General features: G+C 61.3%; 17 protein-coding genes. 5 read left to right on the top strand and 12 right to left on the bottom strand.

The window, feature by feature from the left end:
- Positions 1–864 precede the first annotated feature (864 nt).
- Positions 865–1,917 carry an IS110 family transposase gene (locus tag LH365_RS15610; RefSeq protein ID WP_226745021.1) on the bottom strand — a complete coding sequence of 351 codons (1,053 nt, stop codon included), beginning with the start codon at positions 1,915–1,917 and terminating at the stop codon, positions 865–867.
- A gap of 242 nt (positions 1,918–2,159) precedes the next feature.
- Here LH365_RS15610 and LH365_RS15605 point away from each other — a divergent pair, with 242 nt between their 5' ends.
- Positions 2,160–3,158, top strand: coding sequence for an AAA family ATPase (locus LH365_RS15605; protein ID WP_226746268.1), 999 nt, complete (start codon positions 2,160–2,162; stop codon positions 3,156–3,158).
- A gap of 9 nt (positions 3,159–3,167) precedes the next feature.
- The gene (locus LH365_RS15600) at positions 3,168–5,657 is read left to right on the top strand and encodes a S8 family peptidase (RefSeq protein ID WP_226746267.1); all 2,490 of its coding nucleotides are present in this window, start codon (positions 3,168–3,170) and stop codon (positions 5,655–5,657) included.
- Between the two features lie 313 nt (positions 5,658–5,970).
- On the opposite strand, the gene LH365_RS15595 is transcribed toward LH365_RS15600, so the two are convergent.
- Genes LH365_RS15595 through LH365_RS15575 form a run of 5 tightly spaced genes read right to left on the bottom strand, consistent with a single transcriptional unit; the run spans position 5,971 to position 12,251 of the window.
- Positions 5,971–9,198, bottom strand: coding sequence for an error-prone DNA polymerase (locus LH365_RS15595; RefSeq protein ID WP_226746266.1), 3,228 nt, complete (start codon positions 9,196–9,198; stop codon positions 5,971–5,973).
- Positions 9,198–10,718: a DNA polymerase Y family protein gene (locus tag LH365_RS15590; RefSeq protein WP_226746265.1), complete on the bottom strand. Its 1,521-nt coding sequence runs from the start codon at positions 10,716–10,718 to the stop codon at positions 9,198–9,200. Before LH365_RS15590 ends, LH365_RS15595 begins: the two co-directional genes overlap by 1 nt.
- A 6-nt stretch (positions 10,719–10,724) precedes the next feature.
- Positions 10,725–11,243, bottom strand: coding sequence for a hypothetical protein (locus tag LH365_RS15585; protein WP_226746264.1), 519 nt, complete (start codon positions 11,241–11,243; stop codon positions 10,725–10,727).
- Positions 11,240–11,497, bottom strand: coding sequence for a hypothetical protein (locus tag LH365_RS15580; protein WP_226746263.1), 258 nt, complete (start codon positions 11,495–11,497; stop codon positions 11,240–11,242). Before LH365_RS15580 ends, LH365_RS15585 begins: the two co-directional genes overlap by 4 nt.
- Positions 11,498–11,510: 13 nt before the next feature.
- On the bottom strand, positions 11,511–12,251 hold the full coding sequence (locus tag LH365_RS15575; protein WP_226746262.1) for an ImuA family protein: 741 nt from the start codon (positions 12,249–12,251) through the stop codon (positions 11,511–11,513).
- 346 nt (positions 12,252–12,597) lie between these two features.
- On the opposite strand from LH365_RS15575, the gene LH365_RS15570 reads away from it, so the two are divergent.
- Complete coding sequence (locus LH365_RS15570) at positions 12,598–13,419, top strand: hypothetical protein (protein WP_226746261.1); 822 nt, start codon at positions 12,598–12,600, stop codon at positions 13,417–13,419.
- Positions 13,420–13,520: 101 nt separating this feature from the next.
- Here the strand turns inward: LH365_RS15570 and LH365_RS15565 are convergent, their stop codons facing one another.
- The 5 genes from LH365_RS15565 to LH365_RS15545 form a co-directional block, all read right to left on the bottom strand.
- The gene (locus LH365_RS15565; RefSeq protein WP_226746260.1) at positions 13,521–14,030 is read right to left on the bottom strand and encodes an MOSC domain-containing protein; all 510 of its coding nucleotides are present in this window, start codon (positions 14,028–14,030) and stop codon (positions 13,521–13,523) included.
- Positions 14,031–14,147: 117 nt separating this feature from the next.
- Entirely contained in the window at positions 14,148–14,924 is a 777-nt protein-coding gene (locus LH365_RS15560; protein ID WP_226746259.1) for a hypothetical protein, read from the bottom strand.
- Between the two features lie 76 nt (positions 14,925–15,000).
- Positions 15,001–15,399 (bottom strand): hypothetical protein, encoded by a 399-nt coding sequence (locus LH365_RS15555; protein ID WP_226746258.1) that lies wholly within the window; start codon positions 15,397–15,399, stop codon positions 15,001–15,003.
- The gene (locus LH365_RS15550; RefSeq protein ID WP_226746257.1) at positions 15,399–16,454 is read right to left on the bottom strand and encodes an endonuclease/exonuclease/phosphatase family protein; all 1,056 of its coding nucleotides are present in this window, start codon (positions 16,452–16,454) and stop codon (positions 15,399–15,401) included. The genes LH365_RS15555 and LH365_RS15550 overlap by 1 nt, the downstream gene beginning before the upstream one ends.
- Before the next feature lie 71 nt (positions 16,455–16,525).
- Complete coding sequence (locus LH365_RS15545; protein ID WP_226746256.1) at positions 16,526–16,888, bottom strand: hypothetical protein; 363 nt, start codon at positions 16,886–16,888, stop codon at positions 16,526–16,528.
- A 126-nt stretch (positions 16,889–17,014) separates the two neighbouring features.
- Here LH365_RS15545 and LH365_RS15540 point away from each other — a divergent pair, with 126 nt between their 5' ends.
- Positions 17,015–17,677 carry an SOS response-associated peptidase gene (locus tag LH365_RS15540; protein ID WP_255606782.1) on the top strand — a complete coding sequence of 221 codons (663 nt, stop codon included), beginning with the start codon at positions 17,015–17,017 and terminating at the stop codon, positions 17,675–17,677.
- 60 nt (positions 17,678–17,737) lie between these two features.
- On the opposite strand, the gene LH365_RS15535 is transcribed toward LH365_RS15540, so the two are convergent.
- Positions 17,738–18,655 carry an AraC family transcriptional regulator gene (locus tag LH365_RS15535; protein WP_226746254.1) on the bottom strand — a complete coding sequence of 306 codons (918 nt, stop codon included), beginning with the start codon at positions 18,653–18,655 and terminating at the stop codon, positions 17,738–17,740.
- A gap of 162 nt (positions 18,656–18,817) precedes the next feature.
- Here LH365_RS15535 and LH365_RS15530 point away from each other — a divergent pair, with 162 nt between their 5' ends.
- Complete coding sequence (locus tag LH365_RS15530; RefSeq protein ID WP_226746253.1) at positions 18,818–19,846, top strand: aldo/keto reductase; 1,029 nt, start codon at positions 18,818–18,820, stop codon at positions 19,844–19,846.
- Positions 19,847–20,013 lie beyond the last annotated feature (167 nt).

Here is a 20,013-nt window from a genome sequence, read left to right as displayed (position 1 = left end):
CGATCGGTTAGGCATCTTCGCGCCCGAAGGGGAAATAGGACTGCCGCTGTGACTAATTGCAAATTTCGGCTCGTTAGCGGATGTACGTTGTGCCCATCGCAGAAGGCATTTCTCAGCACTTCTCCCTGAAAATTTATCGTTTTACCGCGTGCAATTTAGCAGTCAATAATTCTGCCCTGCCGAAAGGGAAATAGCTTGAAGTGGTTTATTCTGACCTTGAAACTGACCCTGCTGACCTGCCCGGCAGCATTTGCAGATCCAAACAAGTCTCCAAGGCCCATTTCTGAACTACGCTCGTTGAGTAACGATGAAATCAGGCACCGGTTAAGTGACACATCCGCCGGACCACAGTGCTGCGACATGGCGGAGGTGTTCCGACGCGATGGTAGCTATGTGCTTTACGGACGGGGGCCCATTCACGGAATTTGGATTGCGCGCTCAAGCGCCGTTTGCGTCACGCGAATTGGCCACGGGGAAGTTTGCCGTTTGTTATATACAGATGAACAGGGAAACATTTACGTCAGACTCAAGAATGAGCAGAAAAACCTGGCCGTACATCTAGACGTCCGCCCGTTGCCCCCCACGACGCCATAACTAGGCCTGCGGCCTTTGGCACCCTCGCGCCCAATTGTATGGACCGGCTGCCGATCGCAAGTAAGATTTCGCATGAATAGCAGAAGTCGCTTATATGTATCCGGCCTGTTGATCGGCATGCGAGCCGTGGCCTTGATGGGAATACGCACGCGCTTTTGGCCTCATTAGCGGATCGGCCGGCAAGCGGCCATTAGGGCGCTCAGGCTCAGGGCGCGTTTATCGTTCCGTTCCATGCAGTCGTCTTAGTCGCGAACTGGGTGGAGATCGATGCTATACGGCCTCGATCTCGGTTCTGTGGGTATCGAAAGCCTTTCCTGTACTCAATACGCTCCAGCTGATCCGAGCCAGCTTGTTGGCGAGGGCGGCGGCGAGCTTGTTTCGGTGCATCCGCGTGGCGGCGCTGGTGAGCCAGTCTCCGAAGCTGTACTTCGGCCAATTTTGAGGCCTCATCAAGAGGACATTGGCGGCCTGTACGAACAAGGTTCGAAGGTATCGGCTTCCGCGTTTTGAGATGCGCCCGAGAATAGAGCGGCCACCCGTGCTGAACTGCTTGGGTACCAACCCCAGCCAGGCACCGAAGTCGCGACCACGTTCAAAGGCTTCACCTGTGCCAATGGCGGCAACAACCGCCGTGGAGATCAGGGGCCCGACGCCCGGCACACTCATCAGGCGACGGCAGTTGGCTTCATTCCGGCTGATTTCTTCGATCTCGCCGCTGAGGGTCTCGATGCGTTCATCGAGCCACAACCAGTCTTCATAAAGGCCAACGATGAGTTGGCTCATACGCGGCGAAATCTCATCTGCGCGGTTGTTCAAGATGTCGAAGAGCGAGTCACGTAAGGCACGCACACCGACCCTGACCGTGATGCCCTGCTCGATTAGGAAGGCACGGATCTGATTGATCGTCGCTGTGCGCCGCGACACCAGCCGCGAGCGAACGCGATGGCAGGCCTGAAGATCCAATTGATCCTGGGTCTTCTCACTCACTGTCGACAGGTTCGGCCGCAGAGCCGCCTCGGCTATAGCCTCGGCATCATTGTAGTCGTTCTTCTGCCCCTTCAGAAACGGCTTTACGTAAATAGCGGGGATGATGCGCGGTTCGTGGCCGAGCTGTCGAAGGGTGCGACTGACAAAATGCGCGCTGAGGCAGGCCTCCATGCCGACGATACACGGCGGCAGCTTTTTAAATGTCTCTGTCAGAGCCAGCCGTTTGATTTTACGGCGAAGAACGATCTGACCATCTGTACTAAATCCGACAAGGTGAAACACGTCCTTGCCGATATCTATGCCTATCGACGCTAACTCAGGAATGTTCGTATCCATGGGATGCTTCTCCGGGTGGCGCCAAGCAGTCTACTCCGACTACTTCGCAAGGGAAGCAGCCGGTCCATCCCATTAGCGGACATTCGGCGGTTTCCCTGCGGCAACGCTTGCAAGCAGATGGGGTTGGATGGTGCTGACACGTCTTGTCAGCCGGACATGTCAGGCTGTTCGCTATAAAACCCTCGCCATCACCGCCCATTCCCGTTACCCTTAATTTAACGCAAATAAGAGAATCTCTGCCCGTGTCGAGCGCCAAGCAAATCCTTGCTCTGTTGCAGAGCCACGCCGAAGGCGATCAGGAGCAGTTTTACTCCATCGCCCTTCAGGTGGCTGCCGCAGAAGCGCGCCAGGGCCATCGGTCAACCGCCGACGCGTTGCGAAGCGCGGTCGAGTCTGCCCAGGCGGCAACGCCCAAAGGACCGGTCGCCATTCAGTTCTCCAAGCCACGGGGCGAACTAGAAGGCCTGATCTCGCATCGCGACGCGCGATACGGCCTGAAAGACGTCGTGGTAGACGCCCGGCTACGGACCAGCCTGGATGAACTGGTACAGGAGCAGCACCGCCGCAACTGGTTACGTGAACATGGCCGCGTGCCCAATCGCCGCATTCTGTTTGTCGGTCCGCCCGGTTCGGGCAAAACCATGACCGCGGAAGCCGTGGCCGGTCAACTAGGCTTGCCGCTCTTCATCATCCGCCTGGAGACGTTGATTACCCGCTTCATGGGGGAGACCGCCGCGAAACTTCGTCTCATCTTCGACGAGGTCTCAAAACGGCGCGGGGTGTACCTCTTCGACGAGTTCGACGCCGTCGGCGGACGGCGCGACGCCTCCAACGATGTCGCCGAGATGCGACGCGTCCTGAATTCTTTCCTGCAGTATATGGAGGAGGAGGCGTCGACCGACAGCGTGATCATCGGCGCCACGAATCACCCGGAGCTTTTGGACAAGGCGCTGTTAAGACGCTTCGACGCAGTTCTCGCATTCGGCCTGCCCACCCAGGACGAGGTCAAAAAGATCGTTCAAAGCGCGGTTCGCCCCTTTAAAATCAAGGCTATCGCCTGGACAAAGGTCCTCGACGCCTCCGCGGGTCTCAGTCAGGCTGAAATCGCCAAGGCAGCAGGCGACGCGGTTAAATTTGCCATTCTCAACGAACGCGATAGTATCACCTCCGATCAGCTCGTTCAGCGTCTACAAGCCCGCCGAGACATGCAGGAGGCGTTTACGCACAGGACAGCGGGCTAAGGAGACCCTATGCCGTCTGAGTACGATTTGCCTCACTTCGATATCTCGGACCGGCTGACACACAACACCTACAAGGCGCGAACAAACAGTCGCGGCGGCGGCAGCGCCCCTCGTATCAGAGAGGACCATGGCCAGGCCCTGATCGATCAGTTGCAGGTCGCTTTCACGAGTGCACAGGCGCAAGTGCTACCCATCGACGGCCTGACCCGCGCAGCAGGTGCCTATTACGAGGTCGACCTGCAAAAGGGAGCGCCCCCTTCCAAACTGGAACGAAAGCGCGATCATATTCAAAGCGGTGCGACCAAGGTCCAACCGGAAACTTACGACACGACTACCGTCGTCTTCATACCAGATGAGGCCGTACCGGTGCTGAGGGCCATATTTGAAGATTATCGGTCCGGCCCACTGCGTGAAAGCGACGCCCCGCCGAACAAATCCTATGTCGAGCCGATAAACGCCATTCGCCGGGCGCGCCTGGAAGCCTTCTGGACTGACCCGCTCTCGCTACTGCCCGTTCGTCCTTCCTCTGTCTGGTGGGAGGTCTGGTGTCACAAGGGTCTGGAAACCGAGGTGTCCAATACCTTCACTCGTCTTGAATGCCGCCTTGCGGCCGAAGACCAATGGCTCCAGTTTCCCGACCTCACCGTCCTGTTCGTATTTGCCCGTCGCGTCGACATCGAGATGGCGCTCATTGCGACCAATGGCATCGCGGAGCTGCGGCGCGGAACGGATACCCCGCATTTCTTCGTCGCCGAACAGGCCGACAACCAGCACGCCTGGGTCGATGACTACGCGGCCCGCGTCAGATGGCCTGGCCTGAACGTTCCCCGCGTCTGCGTGCTGGACAAGGGAGTGAACCGGGCACATGCGTTGCTTGAACCGGCTCTGTCCGTGGCCGATCTCTTGACAGTCGACGCGAACTGGGTACCCACCGACAGTATCGAAGAGCCGCACGGCACGGAAATGGCCGGCCTCGCGCTCCACGGAGATCTGTTCGCGGTCCTACAGGATCAACGCGAGCTCCGGCTTACGCATAGGCTGGAATCGGTACGCATACTCCCCGCAGACGGTTTTCCGCCTAACGACCTGACAAAACTGGGTTCCATCACCCAGTCAGCCGTATCCCTTGCAGAAATTCAGAACCCGGCACAACGGCGCGTCTTCTGTCTGGCGGTCACCAACGAAGATATATCCGGTGAACGCGCGACCACATGGAGCGCAATCATTGACCGTACGGCAGCCGGCCTCATGGCCGGCGACGACGAAACCGCACCCAAGCGCCTATTTTTCATTTCAGCCGGTAACCGTCCGGCCCATATAGAAGCCTCCCGCTACCTGCCTTTGGACCAATACCCCATCGAGGACCCGGCCCAGGCCTGGAACGCCATCACCGTGGGCGGCTATACCGAGAAGACCGTGATCGCCGAACCGAGCTTGCGGGATTTCGTGGCACACGCCGACGCGGGCGGCGTCAGTCCGTTCTCGCGAAACTCCATGAGCTGGCGCCAGAGCAAGACCCCTATCAAACCCGAGATCGTCATGGAGGCGGGCAACCGCGCCCAGTCGGCAGACGGGCGCACCCTCGTGAATTGTCCATCGCTTGAGCTTTTGACGACAGGCAGTGAAGTCGATCGCGCACCCTTGGTCAATTTTGCGGCGACCAGTGCGGCCACCGCGCTTGCCTCTCGTATGGCGGCCCGCCTACAGGCCGATCACCCTGATTACTGGCCGGAAACCATTCGCGCCCTAATGGTGCACAGTGCGCAATGGACGCCCGCCATGGAACAGTTGCTCAACGACAATCCTGCCCAGAGGGACCGGTTGAAGCTGGTGCGCCAGTTTGGGTACGGCGTGCCCAATTATGAACGCGCCCGATCCTCGGCGACCAACGACCTGGCGATTATCGTCCAGCAGGACATACAGCCCTATGGGCGGCGTGAGAGCGGTGGCGTTGGGTTCCACGATTGCCACTATTTTGACCTGCCCTGGCCGAAGGCCCTTCTTGAATCACGGGCCCTTGCTGATCAGATTTTCGAGCTTAAGGTAACCCTCTCCTATTTCGTCGCCCCTAATCCGGGGCGCGCCGCTGCCGTCGATCCTCAGCGCTATCAAAGCTATGGCTTGCGCTTCGACCTCAAACGACCGGGCGAAAGCGTCCGCGCCTTCAAGCATCGCGTTAATGATGACGAGCCCGCTCCCCTCGGACGGATCACGACGGCAGATACCGGTTGGGTGCTCGGTGCCAATAGCATCGCCGCCGGATCTCTCCACTGCGACGTGTGGCGCGGCTCGGGTGCCCGTCTCGCCGCCCGGGATATGATTTGCGTCAAACCCGTCTCCGGCTGGTGGAAGGAGCGGCGGACGGAGAGTGTCTTTGCCCAGAGGGCACGGTATGCCCTCGTCGCGACCTTGTCGGCCCCTTCTCAGGATATCGACCTCTATACCCCGATCCTGACGTCCATCCTGCAGCCCGTTCAAATCGACATTCCGACACGCTGAGCCGACCTGACATTAACAGTGCCGTAAACGAAGCGGCGTTGGATCAAAGTGTCGGCAGGTGGATCGAGTAAATCGGCCGGATTAAGCGTGCCGCTGCAAACATCGAAGGATGCGACAAGGAGCTCGAACCATCGGTGTGAACCGCCCCAGGTTTGCCAGCGCCTATAACTCAAGAGTAGATAGGTCGGAATCGCCATAATGTCAGGTGAGGGATGGCGATAGGCTCAGCTTCGCAATGTCCGGTAATTTGCTCTTCCGCGATCCGGCAAATGACTGCAATGGGCCAAAACCAGCCCCCGACTTCGCCCCCCCATCACCTAAAATCCCTACTCTTCTGCACCCAGCCACCGCCCTGCGCTCTGGCCACTCGCGCATCCTGTACGGGCCCACCATTGCGGAACTCATCTCCGGGCATACGGGGCACGCTGAGGGGCGTGTCGCACTCACCGATACTGGCCAGAAGCGGCGAGAGATCAAAGACGGATCGCGCGATCAGGTGGACCACCTCGCCTTCGCGCTGGATGTAGCCGTTGATGGCCACAAACGACGAGCCATAGACGGCGGCCTTGTGGGCGGCAGCGACCTTCTCCCAGACCACCACATTGGCGTCACGGGTCTCATCCTCGAGCGTCATGAACATCACGCCATTGGCCGAGCCCGGCTTCTGACGGACGAGCACCATGCCGCCCACGCTGACGCGGCACCCATCTTTTGAGGCCATAGCGTCCGCGCAGGTCATCAGGCCGCGTTGACGCAACTCTTCGCGCAGGAACGAGACCGGATGCGTCCCAAGCGTCAGGCCGAGATGATTATAATCTTCGACCACCCCGGCCCCGGCCGTCATCGGTTTGAGGCTCACCTGCGGTTCGGGCATTGCGGCGGTCCCCCCTGCCCCCGCCTCCAGATGATCGAACAGGGGTAGAGGATCATCACGCAGGGCGCGGATGGCAAACAGCGCGTCCCGGCGGTTGAGACCGAGAGCGGGAGAGAAGGCATCGGCCTTAGCCAGTTGCCGCAGCGTCGCCACCGGCGTGCGCGCCCGCTTCCACAGATCGGGGATGGATGTGAAGGGGTAATCTCCGCGATGCAGGATCATCCTGGCGATGTCCGCGCTTTTGAGCCCTTTGACGAGCCGGAAGCCCAGACGTACGGCATAGCGTCCCGGTCGGTGTGTTTCTTCCAGCGTACAGTCCCAGCGCGAGGCGTTGACGCAGACCGGACGGACCTCCACGCCGTGTTCCTGAGCGTTGCGCACCAGCTGCGCCGGGGCGTAAAAGCCCATGGGCTGGGAGTTGAGGAGCGCGGCACAGAAGACATCCGGGTGATGGCATTTCATCCAGGAGGAGGCATAGGCGATCAGGGCGAAGGAATAGGCGTGCGACTCCGGAAACCCATAGGAACCAAACCCTTCGAGCTGGCTGAAGATCTGCTCGGCATAGTCCTGCGTGTAGCCGTTTTTAAGCATCCCCTGCACGATCTCGTCATGGAATTTTGAGACGCCGCCAGTGTGTTTGAAGGTGGCCATGGCGCGACGGACCATATCTGCGCGCCCAGGCGAAAAGCCGGCCGCCTTGATGACAACCGACATGGCCTGCTCCTGAAACAAAGGCACGCCCAGGGTTTTGGAGAGGATGGCCTCCAGTTCTTTTGAGGGATAGGTGACCTCTTCCGTGCCTTCTCGGCGTCGCAGGTAGGGATGGACCATGCCGCCCTGGATGGGGCCGGGGCGGACAATGGCGACCTGCACCACAAGATCATAGAAGGTCCGTGGTTTGGTGCGTGGCAGCATGGCCTGCTGGGCGCGGCTTTCGATCTGGAAGACACCGACCGTGTCGGCCTTGCGGATCATGGCATAGGTGCGCGGGTCTTCGGCCGGGATGGTGGCGAGATCAAGCTCTATGCCCTTGACCTCAGCGAGCATATCGAGCGAGCGCTTCATGCACGACATCATGCCAAGCCCCAGGCAATCGACCTTCATGAAGGCCAGCACGTCGATATCGTCCTTGTCCCATTCGATGACTTGGCGGGCTTTCATGCGTGCGGGCTCGATCGGCACCAGCTCATCCAGCCGGTCATGGGTCAGGACAAAGCCACCCGGATGCTGGCTCAAATGCCGGGGCACATTCATCAGCAACAGGTGCAGGTCGATGGCGAGCTTCAGGCGCCGGTCATTGAGATTGAGCCCTAAGCCTTCGGCCTCGGCCAAAGTCATACCGCCGCGGTGCCAGTGGGTCACCTGCTTGGAGATCAGCTTGATCGTGTCTTCGGGATAGCCCATCACCTTGAGCACGGCCCGGATGGCCCCGCGCGTGCGGAACCGCGTGACGACGGCGGTAAGGGCGGCGTGCGAGCGGCCATAGGTCTCATAGACCCATTGCAGCACCTCCTCACGCCGCTGGTGCTCGAAGTCCACATCGATATCGGGCGGCTCCCCCCGCTCTTCGGAGATGAAGCGCTCGAAGAGAAGATCATTGCGGTCCGGATCGACGCTCGTAATGCCCAGCACAAAACAAACGCAGCTATTGGCGGCCGAGCCTCGCCCCTGACAGAGGATATCCTGCGAGCGGGCGAAGTTGACGATGGCGTTGACGGTCAAAAAATAGGGCGCGTAGTTGAGCTTCTCGATCAGGGTCAGTTCATGGCGCAGAAGGTCGATGACCTTTTGCGGCACGCCTTCCGGGTAGCGCCGCTTCGCCCCTTCCCAGGTCAGTTTCTTGAGGGCGTCGATGGCCGACAGTCCCGGCAGGAGTTTCTCTTCCGGATACTGGTATTTAAGCTCGTCGAGGCTGAAACGGCACTGATCGGCGATCTCGACACTGCGCCTTAATGCCCCCTCGTACCCCGGAAACAGGCGATACATCTCCTCCGGCGTCTTGAGATAGCGATCGGCGTAGCGGTGGCGCAGATCCCCAAGGGTGTCGATGGTGCAGTTGTGGCGGATGCAGGTGACCACATCGTGTAGCTGGTCGCGCTCATGGACATGATAGAGGACATCATTGGTAATGACGGTGGGCACGCGCACCCTCGCCGCGAGGTTCGACAACTCATGCAGGCGCAGATGGTCCCCCTGCCGGCGGCGCAGCGTCAGCGCCACATGGGCGCGTTCGGCAAAGATGGTCTTGAAGCGACGCAGGCGCTGGGCGCAGACCTCATCGGCCTCTTCCGGAATGAAGATGCCGATCAGGCCCGCGTTGAAGTCCTCCACATCCTGCCAGGTGAGGTCGCACCGGCCCTTGCCGCCCCGCGCCTTGCCCACCGTCAAAAGCCGTGACAGGCGCGCATAGGCCGCCCGGTCGGTGGGATAGACGAGCAGCGAAGAGCCATCGCTCAGATCAAGGTGGCAGCCGACGATCAGGCGCACACCCGTGGCTTTGGCGGCCACATGGGCGCGCACCATACCGGCGAGCGTGTTGCGATCCGCAATGGCCAGCGCCTCAAGACCCAGTGCCTGTGCGCGCACGAACAGCTCATCTGGGGATGAACAGCCCTGCAGGAAAGAGAAGTAGGACGCGCACTGAAGCTCGACGTAAGGTGGCTGCATCAGTCGAACTTCCCGTGCAGATACCAGTTGAGAGAGCCGGTGCCCGTGTGCTCGCCGTCCCCGGCCCGGAAGACCCAGAAGCGCTCGCCGGTGGCCGCTTCGAGGATATAGTAGTCGCGCACCTTGCCGGTTTCGGCGTCGCTGACCCACCACTCGCCCTTGACCCGTTCGGGGCCATCGGCACAGACGACGCTGTAACGCTGACCGCGCCAGGTAAAGGCGCGCGGCGGATGATCGGGCAAGGCCGCGAGCGCCTGCACCGGTTCGGGGCGATAAAGGCGCGCCGGACGGCGATAGCGGGCATTGCGAGCGGAGCCGGTCCCGGATGCCGAAGGCGCGATCCGTCTGACCGAGCGCTCGGGGATATCGCTTGCGACCTCCACGGCGCGGTAAAGTCGCCCCTCGCCATAGCGATTGCTGAGCGTGTCCCACAGGTCTTCGACATCCGGGCGGCTGGGCGCGGCAAAGCTGGTGGCCACCTGCGTGAAGCACAGCGGTTCGACCAGAGGGGCTGACAGGGTCATTTTGTCGATACCGAAGCCCGGCTCGACGGTTTCGATCTTATCGACCAGCAGTTTCGACAGGCGCTTGACGTCACGCACCGGCTTGGCGGTGCCGACGGAGATCGTCTCGATGCGGCTATCGACGCGCACAAAGTGCAGATCGAGCCGTCGCGCCCCAAGCCCCGCCTCTTCCAGTTTCAGGCACAGGGATTCAGTCAAACGACGGGTATATTTCTCAAGGGTGTCAGGCGCCCCGATGGGCTCAAAGAAAGCGCGTTCGACCGAGATCAGTTCGGGGACCTGGACGGGCTCAATGGGTTCGGCCAGTCGCCCAAACGCCATATCGACGCGCCGCCACAGGTCGGGACCATAGCGCAGCGCCAGCGGGGCGCGCGGCTTGGCCGCCAGTTCGCCGATCGTGTCGATACCAATAAGGCGCAGTTCCTCGACCGTCTCGGCCGGCAGGCGAAGCGCCGCAACCGGCAGGGGCAGGATGGCCTCGGTGGACTTACCCGGTGCAATGATCAGCGAAGATTTACCCGCAAAGCGCACCAGGGCATGGGCGGCCCCCCAGCTATCCGCGACCGTGGCGTAGGCGGTGATGTGAAGGGCCTCGAGACGCCGCAGTATATCTGTGACCAGAGCGGCCTCTCCCCCATAGAGATGGGCCGCGCCGGTGATATCGAGGATCAGACCGTCGGGTGTATCAGGGGCCACCACGGGTGAGTAGAGACGCAAGGCCCATACGGCGAGTGTCTCCAGCGCCTCGGCGTCGCGCTCCAGCTCAGCGTCACGCACCTCAAGCCCGTCGATCAGCACCTGCGCCTTGGCCACCGCCATGCCCGCTCGCACGCCGCGCTGATGAGCTAACGCATCGACCGCCGTGACGAGGCGTCGGCTGCCGACCTTGCCCTGCAGAACTAGGGGTCGCTCAAGCGGCAGCGCGTCCAGTCCCACAGCGCGGCGCAGACGATCGGTCCCCCAGAATGGCAGATAGAGGCTGAGGTAGCGGGCCATGACACCCTACACCGCCTGTCGCGTGAGAGGATCGACCCAGTCGGCCCAGGCTTCCAGAAGGGCACTACGCTCAGCCGTCAGGACGTCCAGCGGCACGGCCACAGAGGCTGAGCGACGAATGGATTCGCTGAGGCCTGACACATGGATGTCGTAGATCGGCTGATGACGGCTGACGCTGCCCCAGCCGCCCACAGTGACCGTCTTCGTATAGATGGGACTGACGGCTGAGATGGCCTGAAGACTGATCAGAAGATGGGTCAGGTCGAACAGGCCCGGCGATACGCCATCCCTTAGGTGATAGCGCCGCCAGGCGGCGACGAGTTGGGCATGCGCGCGTCTGAGTGCGGCCCTTTCCGCGTCTGTACCATCCTCCGACTGGAACCACAGGGTTTGAGGCAGGCCCTGGATATGGACCGGGAACGCCAGATGCGTGTCTTCATAAAGGCCATTTCCCCATACCGGCCCGATAGCGACGAGGGGCGCCAGCGCCACCACCTTCCCCGCACAGGTGACAAGTTCACTCATGCGATATCCGCGTAATCGGTCTGATAGAGATCAACGACGTCGAGTATCTGGGGCGCGCGCGGCAATTGCGGCAGGGGCGAGCCATCGGCGTGGTATCTGTAGCCGGCCACATCGTAATAGACCGTGCCTTTGGGGCCGAACTTGCGCACACACGCCATGTAGTCGCGCTCATGGCGGGCGACCGTGAGCAGGACCGCCGCCCCATCGAACAGGGCTAATCGGGTGTGTTCATCCGGTGTCTCAAACAACTGCATAGTCTCCCTCCTGTTAAGATGCGGCCCGCAAGGTGTTTGGCATTTGTGCGTCCCCGGACAGGCGGATACGTCCCTCCCCGTCACACGCCTCGACCTCGAAATCATGGCACTCGCCGCCGCGGGCCCTGATCAGCTCCAGCATCCAGCGCGCGCGTCCGACGCCGCGCACCGGCAAAGGCGCTGAGTTCAGTTCGGTGACGCGCCAGCGGGTAAACGCGGCTGTGGGGCGGCCAAAGTCCTTGGCATCGACCTGCCGGCGCCAGCGGCGCACAATCAGGGCCAGCGTCCCTGTGCCCTCCGCCGCCATCTGAAGGCGTTGCGAGGCGACACGGGAGAGATTGGCGAGTTCGCCTACGACTGCGGTGAGGCCGCCGTGGCGCAGGGCTTCCTCACAAGCCCCCAGCACGGCGGCTTCATCGCCGGCTTCGAAGAAGACGACCTTGTCATCGGTCAGGCCTGCACGGGCGAGCGCCGGGGCAAACAGATCAGGCTGCGTATAGGCCCACAGGACACGCCCGCCACTGCGCGCGGCGATCCCGGCGGCAAAGGCGATGGCGGCGGCCCCATCTACCGCGCCATTGGCGCCACCGGCGATCTCATGCAGGGCCCCAAAGGCCAGCCCGCCTTTGGGAATGCGGGCGTCGATGTCGGGAACGCCAAAGGGGAGAACGGCGCGTCTGGGCGCACTTTGGCCGCCGATATGGTCGATCCGGTCTCGCAGTGCGCTGAGGACGGAGGGGTTGGCAGCGGGCATGACATCAAGCATCCTTTCTGAACGCCAAAGACTATGTTCGCTTTTTGTTCTTCAATTCCGACAAGAGTCAATAGGGCGAAATCGGCGTCTCCATGCTGCCAGAAAATGTCAGGGCTATAGGTCGGTGTGGAATCGTGAGGAGTCACAAATCCTTAACGACGGACTCTTGAGAAACAAATCAGGAACAACTTTCTGTGAATTGTCGAATGGCCAGTCGCTTCGGTGTACGTCGCAGGCCCTACCCCTGATAGGCGTTCAGCGCACGCCCGCCTTGATTTCGACCGCTCTTCCGCAATCCATTTCAAGCCGGGGACGTAAGACCTATCAGACGGCTAAGGGGAAAATCGTGTTCAGAGCGGAAGACTACGGCTTCGCGTTCAGCGAGGCGCAAGACTGGTTTTGGGCAACTACCGTGTGCTTCGGGCTGGCCTTTATCCTTACGACCCTCCTTCTGGCTCTTGATCGACGGCGCATTGCAGGCGAGTCCGTATGGCTGAAGCCTCTGAAATTTGCTCTGTCGCTTTTCATCCACTTCCTGACGCTGGCTTTGCTGACGGGCGGCGTGTCCAAAGAGCTGCATCAGAGCGGTTTCTTAACCGCAACGGCCATTGCCGCCTGCGCGGCTGCCGCTTTTGAAATTGTCTATATCGGGTTCCGAGCTGCGCGCCAGGAGCGGTCTCACTTCAACGTGGGCACGCCAGTAGCGCGCCTGATGTACGCTCTGATGGCGCTCGGGGCCATCGTGCTCACGCTGGCAGCCGGCATTCTGGGCGGTTACATATTTTTTGACCCAGACTTTGCCGGTGGCGCCGGTTTGAGATGGGGCAGCGTCCTCGGTCTGTGTCTTGGCACGCTGATGACGTTGATCACGGCCTTTGCCATGGGCGGGGCCTTATCGCACCATGTCGGTCAGGAAGCGGCGGGGGCACCGAAGATGCCGGTGACCGGCTGGTCATTCACCGTTGGCGACCGGCGCCCGGCCCATTTCGTGGCGACCCATGTGATGCAGGTCCTACCCGTCGCAGGCCTGATCTTCGATCAGGCATTGCCGCCGCCTGTGGCAACGGCTCTCGTGGCGCTTCTGGCCGGCCTGAGTGTCCTGTTGACGATCTGGCTGTTCCATCAAGCCAGTCAGGGACGGCCTTTCTTCAGGGTGCGGCATCGTTAGATTTAAAGCCAGCCATCGCGCCCAAACAAAAGTCTTGCGGCCCGAGATAAGCCGGGGCGAAAGAGCAGGCGCGTCCCCACAGAAAACAGATCGGACTTGCCTCAGGCCTCCGAGGTCCCGTCGCCTTCGACAATCAGCCGATCCCCGACACGAAAACGGCCACCCGTAATGACCCGTGCAGTGATACCGCCGTGTCCGCGCACGGCATTATAGCCGCCGACACCGAATATCTCTTCCATGCGCGAGCAGGGATGACATTCGCCGGTGTATTCGAGCACCGCTTCACCCAATCGGAATCGCTTATCCTTCAATGCCAGGAGGTTGATCCCGACCGTGACGACATTGCGCCGAAGAAGGTGCGCCTGCACGGTAACCCCGAGGAAGCTTGCGATCGCATGTATGTCCTCCTGGCCGATAAGCGTCAGGTGCCGGTTGCCACTGCGTCCCTGATAGTGATCACCGATTAAGCCAATCTCAGGTGACAGCTGGGCCTCGTCCGCAGCGATCATCTCCCCTCGCCGCTCCGGCCGCAAACCTATCCACTGCACCGTGCCGGGTCGCACCGGTGCCTGAATCAATTTAGCGAGACTGGATTTGGGGTTAAAGGCCATGGTGGTCCGGTTGGGTCGGGGTAGCGCGATTTTCAGGCGGTAACTTACTCACGCCCGGCGTCTTTCACCAGCGCGAACGTCTCGAGTCTAAACGTCGCCGGCATTATCTCTGTTCGTCTATTTCACCGGCGCCAGCTTCGCCGACTCGATATGCCAGCGACGCTGAGGCGGGGTGGCACCGTCCACATCGTTGACGCGACGAAGCGTGTAGCTCCCCATAAAGCGCTGATGCTCGCCGGTCTTCAGCACCGCATCGATGGTAACCGGCACACTCTGAAACACCGACCCCGCCCCGGCATCGCCCTCGGGCAGCTCCCCAATCGTCACCCTGGTGGACTTCGTCTCTGCAAAGCCCGCGCTGAACTGCGGCAAAGACTGGTTGGGCGGCCCGTCCTCACCCCACTGCGACCAGGCCGTGCCGTAATCATGCGCATTGATGGCCGAATAGTAGAGGCGGACGACCGCCGCGGCCGCTTGTGCACTTTTGGGATGGGGCTGGCAGTCAGCGATCGGCGTGTCCTTCTCGTCGAACAGCGCGCAACTGCGGGCAATCTCATCGGACATCAGGGCGCAACTGTTGGCGACGTTACAGGGCGGATGCGTCGCCGGGGACACGTTCCGGCAGGTTTTGGCCAGGCGCTCGGCCGCCTTTGCACCGATTTCGGTCGAACAGGACACGGGTCTCTCCGCCTCGGTCGCAGGCAGGGTTTCCAGCGCCGAACGCGAAACCGGGGCCGAAGCCGCCACGGGATCGACGATCTCTATGCCGCCCGAGGCTGTAGTACCGGACTCTGCCCGGGAGGCCGTATCGGGTGCCTCGCCGTCAGGCGCACCGCAGGCACTCAAAACGCACATAGCGACCAGCAGAACGGGGCTCAGGGCTATCGGCTTCATCGGTCGCTCCTCTCAGCGGCTGTGGGTTTGCTAAAAAATAAGCCATTACCCCGTCTGAAATGCGGCGGCTTTACCCTTACGCCTGCACTTCAGATTGGGGCTGCACAGACCACCCGGTGATGCGATCCTTGCGAAACGTGCGTTCTTCCTGCCGGTTGAGGCAGACACCTTCGATATAGGCGCCATGGCTACGCCAGTTGGAGACGCGACGCTCGGTGACCACCCCGTCGCGATCGGCATAGGTGAAGGTGGCAAATTCACCGGCTTCGCCCTCGCCCCAGCGGGGATCCGTTGCGGCCATATCGCGATCATGCTCATCGAGCGTCCGCGCGACCTCCGGATCGGCCCGTTTATATTTCGAGGGATTGCGAAGGGCCTCGGCCGGCGCCTCGCGCCCTTTGATGGCGATCAGATAGGTCAGGGCCGCGCCCGCGATAAACCCTGCCAGAAATGCGATCAGTGTTGTTACGGTCATCACTTGCCTCCCCGAACGAGATCAATGGCGATCGGCCAATGGTCAGAGGTGCCAGACCCTTTGCCGGTTTCGGCGTTGAAGCGAAAGGCCTTGGGACGCATGACCTGATCGCGATCGTCCCACTGCAGTTGTTCAGTGTCGGTCAGAACCGTGCGGAAGGTCTTGGGATCAATGGCCCAGTCCTGGCTCGAACCGCTGGCCTTCTGGGTGATGACATCGAGATAGGACCAGGTCTTCTCCCGGCCATAGAACTGGCTACCACTCCCCCGGCAGGCATTGTCAAGCTGAGTTGGCAAGACCCAGCCAGTGAAGGCCGCCGCAAGGCCTTTGCGTTCTTCCGGCGCGCAGTTGAAATTGAAGTCTCCGGCCGCAAGGATGACGTGGCTTTGCGGCAGTTTGGCCGCCAGGGTTGCTATTGTCTGGGCCGCGATTTCCCGGCACACGCGCGGATTGCCGCCCGACGGCAGATGTCCGCCAAAGATCGTCATCGTCTTGCCGTCGGGCAGAGCGAGATCGACCTGCAGAAGGTCGCGCGTCGTACCCGCCGAGCCATCGCGGCTCTTGCAGTCAGAGGCCTTTGTCAGATCCACCGGGAAAGATTTAGGCGTAAAGCCATTGGCCAGAGGCAGTTTGGACAGAAGAGCGGCCTTGATCCCACGCTGATCGGGCTTCGGGGCGGGACGGTTGGGATCGGCATCCAATAGCACCGCCGTCACATAGGCGGCACCGGCATTATTCAGGGCGCCTTTGATCGCCTCAAGGCTCGCCTGGCTATCCACCTCGGTCAGAACAAGGACATCCGGCCCTCGCCCGAAATCAAAGCGCTGGATGACGCGCGCGACGTTTGCGGCCTTGGCCGACACCCAGGCCGGTGTATTGATGACCTCGTTGCTCGAGCCATTGGGCATCCGGGGGTCGTCTTCGGCGTCAAAGAAGTTCTCGACATTGTAGGTCATGACGGTCAGGCGCGACGCCACCTCTTGCGCGGCAGCGCCGCCCGCAATGACAAGGCTCAACAGGCCACTTACCAGCCAGGGGGCAGTTTTCAGGGTCATCACGGGCTCCTTTGATGTTGGCTCATTTACCGGCAGGATTTCGATACCGTCCAGCGGTTTTGAGAGGATCTCTAACCCGAAACGGCGGAGGCTTGCGCCGCTTCGAGCGCCGCCATGGCCTCAACAAAAGTCAGGCTGTTACCTGCCTGCGGCAGATCAAACGCGATACCGTCAAAATCGCCATAGACCCATTTGTCATCGCGCAGCATGCGCAGGGTCGCGCCATCGCGCGAGACGTCCTTTCGATCGACTTCGGTCATGGCCCGCGTCTCCCAGTCAGTCAGCAGCTTCTCGATGCGGCGCTGCATGGAGGTCAGGGTGCCGAGCGTACAGGCGCGGCCTTTGACAAGGGGTTGCGGCAGGTCTCGCAAGGCGGTGATCATTGCGGCCAGGCGGTCATGATAGAGGCGCAGGCCTTCGGGGTTGAGGCTCATATCATCCTTCCGATCTGTCAGCGAGAACGGTGAGGTGCCACGCCGGCAAAGCCCTTGGCAAGGTGCCGATCTTGGGTTTCACTGAACGGCCCACAGGAAGAACGACCGATGTGTAATCTCTACGCAATGACCAGCAATGAAGCGGCCATTCGCGCCCTTGCCAGGGCCCTCAAATCATCGGTCGGCAATCTGCCTCTGTTCGAATACATCGGGGCCAACGGCTTTGGCCCCATTGTGCGCAACACCGGCGAGGGCCGCGAACTCGCTATGTGCCGATGGGGGATGCCCTCTCCGCCTTTCACGCTTAAAGGCAAAAACTACGATTCCGGCGTCACCAATATCCGCAACACGGACAAGCCCTACTGGGCCAGATGGCTGACGGATCCGGCAAACCGGTGCCTTGTCCCCTTTACGTCCTTCTCTGAGCCCGATCAGGTGACCGGCAGCAATGTCATCCACTGGTTCGCCCAAAACCCTGAGCGCCCCCTGCTCTTCTTTGCCGGCATCTGGACGCCTCAATGGAACTCCGTGCGCAAGGTCAAGGATGGCGAGACGACGGATGATTTCTATGCCTTCCTGACCACGACGGCGAATGCCGAAGTCGGCGCGGTTCATGACAAGGCTATGCCCGTTATTCTGACGACGGAGGCCGAACGCGAGCTTTGGATGACGGGCTCATGGCGCGAAGTTCAGGCGCTGCAGCGCCCCCTCCCCGACGGCAGCCTCAGCGTCGTGGCGACCGGACGGCGCAAGGACGGGCCGCATCTGGATGAATTGAATATACCCTGATACGCTGCGGCGGTTCGCATCGAAAGATCAGTTTTGTTGGACGAAGGCACGCCCTTAACCTCAGGCGGCGACCTCAGGGGTCAGGCTCTGGCGAATGCGGGTGGAATCGCGCCCCGGCGGCGCGCCAAACAGTCGGCGGTATTCGCGGCTGAACTGTGAAGGGCTTTCATAGCCCAGCGCATAGCCGACCTGGGTCACGTCGGCGTCATTCAACAGAAGTCGGCGACGCGCCTCCTGAAGGCGCAGCGTCTTCTGAAACTGTACCGGCGACAGGGCGGTGGCAGCTTTGAAATGACGATGAAAGGTGGCCGGGCTCATGCCGGCCAGCGCCGCCAGAGACGGCACATTCAGCGGCGCGTCGTAATGGTCGCGGATATGGGCGATGGTGCGCCCGATGCGGGACAGGCGTGTATCCGCAAAGCCGATCTGACGCAGATTGCGGCCCAGCGGGCTGTTGAGCAGCCGCCAGACGATCTCACGCCGGATCAACGGGGCCAGAACGGGCCGGTCGCGTGGCTGATCGCACAGAGCCAAAAGGCGCATCAAAGGGTCAATCAGGTCGGTAGGCAGGCTTTGCACCTCAAGCGCGGCGCAGGCGTCAGGTGCATCGGCGGGCCCGTGCTCGAGCAGCAGATCGGCGACCAGCTCGGAATCTATACTCAGACTGAAGGCCAGATAGGGTGCCTCCGGACTGGCGCGGACGATGTGGGCGCGAACAGGCACCTCCAGTGAGGCGATCAGGCATTTTCCAGCTGCATAGTGATAGAGGCGCTCACCCAGCTGACTGGTCTTCGCACCCTGTACCACCACGCACAGGGACGGGCAATAGACGGCGTGAATCGGACCGGACGGGGCTTCGGCGCAGGTTAGGAACAGCCCGGGAATGGGGCTTTCACGGCCATGCGCCTGCCACTGACGGTGGATATGGGTGGCCAGCGGGGTCAGTTCGGCAGGCAGGGAAGACGCAGTTTGGGTCATACAGCTGTTATATATCGCCCGCCCTGTCCCGCGAAAGGGCACGGACCGCGATTGAGAGAATCAGGCAGTTTTACGCGACAATCAGGAGGTGCGCGGTGCGGGCGTTGGGCCTAGTTATCCCCTGCCGGAGTTTTCCGTCATCCAAAGTCAAGGACATACATCATGCGTTATCGTCGTCTGGGGCCAAGCGGCCTGCTGGTATCGGAACTGTGTCTGGGGACCATGACCTTTGGCGGGTCAGAGGGGATGTGGGGCCTGATCGGGCAACTGAACCAGTCCGAAGCCGATACACTTATCGGTGCCGCTGTTGCGGCGGGCGTCAACTTCATCGACACGGCCAATGTCTATGCCTTTGGCGAAAGCGAGCGCATTGTGGGCCAGGCCGTGCGCAATCTGGGGCTCAACCGCGACGATCTCGTCATTGCCACTAAGGTCATGGGCGTGATGGGCGATGGCCCCAATCAGCGTGGGGCATCACGCGCCCACATCATGGCGCAGGCCAGGGACAGTCTGAAGCGCCTACAGATGGACCATATCGACCTCTATCATATCCACGGGTTCGATCCACTGACGCCGATCACCGAAACGCTTGAGGCGCTGGACACCCTCGTGCGCCACGGGCATGTGCGTTATGTCGGGCTGTCCAACTGGGCCGCCTGGCAGATCGTCAAGGCCATCGGGATCGCCGAGGCGCGCAAGCTTGCCCCCATCCTGTCTCTTCAGGCCTATTACACCCTTGTCGGGCGCGATCTTGAGCGCGACATCGTGCCGATGCTCAAATCCGAGGGACTGGGTCTCATGGTATGGAGCCCGCTGGCCGGAGGCTTTCTGTCTGGAAAGTATTCTGGCGGGGTGGCCGATGACGACAGTCGCCGCGCCAAGTTCAACTTCCCCCCGGTCGATCTCGCGCGCGGCGACGCCGTGATCGCGGTGCTGCGTGAGGTGGCGGCGGCAAAGGGTGTCAGCGTGGCGCAGGTGGCGTTGTCGTGGCTCCTGCATCAGCCGCACGTGACCAGCGTCATCATCGGGGCCAAGCACCCGGAGCAACTAAGCGAGAATCTTAAGGCGGTAGAAGTGAAGCTCAGCGCCGAAGACCTAAGTGCGCTGGACGCCGCCTCGCGCCTGCCCGCCGAATATCCGGGATGGATGCTGGAGCGGCAGGGTCAGTACCGCGCGGGCTTTGACGCGTAAAAGTCTGTGCCGGCATTGCCCCGCTCCTCGATCGGTCTGACCGGAGAATATTGGATTCTGATGACCGTTTTCGGGTACGGTAGTCACGGGCTAACCGACGTCCCTCTTGAGCCACAAAGAGCCGAAGGCCTGTAGCGCTCTCGCCCAGTGAAACGAGAGTGCTATGG

Origin of the sequence: Asticcacaulis sp. AND118, from assembly GCF_020535245.1 — a bacterium.
Classification (GTDB): Bacteria; Pseudomonadota; Alphaproteobacteria; order Caulobacterales; family Caulobacteraceae; genus Asticcacaulis.
This window is presented reverse-complemented; position numbering and strand designations above follow the sequence as displayed.

Bases quoted from the DNA above. Each gene is read 5' to 3' on its own strand.
- LH365_RS15610 (WP_226745021.1), bottom strand. From the start codon at position 1,917: ATGGATACGAACATTCCTGAGTTAGCGTCGATAGGCATAGATATCGGC.
- LH365_RS15600 (WP_226746267.1), top strand. From the start codon at position 3,168: ATGCCGTCTGAGTACGATTTGCCTCACTTCGATATCTCGGACCGGCTG.
- LH365_RS15595 (WP_226746266.1), bottom strand. From the start codon at position 9,198: ATGCAGCCACCTTACGTCGAGCTTCAGTGCGCGTCCTACTTCTCTTTC.
- LH365_RS15590 (WP_226746265.1), bottom strand. From the start codon at position 10,718: ATGGCCCGCTACCTCAGCCTCTATCTGCCATTCTGGGGGACCGATCGT.
- LH365_RS15585 (WP_226746264.1), bottom strand. From the start codon at position 11,243: ATGAGTGAACTTGTCACCTGTGCGGGGAAGGTGGTGGCGCTGGCGCCC.
- LH365_RS15580 (WP_226746263.1), bottom strand. From the start codon at position 11,497: ATGCAGTTGTTTGAGACACCGGATGAACACACCCGATTAGCCCTGTTC.
- LH365_RS15575 (WP_226746262.1), bottom strand. From the start codon at position 12,251: ATGCCCGCTGCCAACCCCTCCGTCCTCAGCGCACTGCGAGACCGGATC.
- LH365_RS15565 (WP_226746260.1), bottom strand. From the start codon at position 14,030: ATGGCCTTTAACCCCAAATCCAGTCTCGCTAAATTGATTCAGGCACCG.
- LH365_RS15560 (WP_226746259.1), bottom strand. From the start codon at position 14,924: ATGAAGCCGATAGCCCTGAGCCCCGTTCTGCTGGTCGCTATGTGCGTT.
- LH365_RS15555 (WP_226746258.1), bottom strand. From the start codon at position 15,399: ATGACCGTAACAACACTGATCGCATTTCTGGCAGGGTTTATCGCGGGC.
- LH365_RS15550 (WP_226746257.1), bottom strand. From the start codon at position 16,454: ATGACCCTGAAAACTGCCCCCTGGCTGGTAAGTGGCCTGTTGAGCCTT.
- LH365_RS15545 (WP_226746256.1), bottom strand. From the start codon at position 16,888: ATGAGCCTCAACCCCGAAGGCCTGCGCCTCTATCATGACCGCCTGGCC.
- LH365_RS15540 (WP_255606782.1), top strand. From the start codon at position 17,015: ATGACCAGCAATGAAGCGGCCATTCGCGCCCTTGCCAGGGCCCTCAAA.
- LH365_RS15535 (WP_226746254.1), bottom strand. From the start codon at position 18,655: ATGACCCAAACTGCGTCTTCCCTGCCTGCCGAACTGACCCCGCTGGCC.
- LH365_RS15530 (WP_226746253.1), top strand. From the start codon at position 18,818: ATGCGTTATCGTCGTCTGGGGCCAAGCGGCCTGCTGGTATCGGAACTG.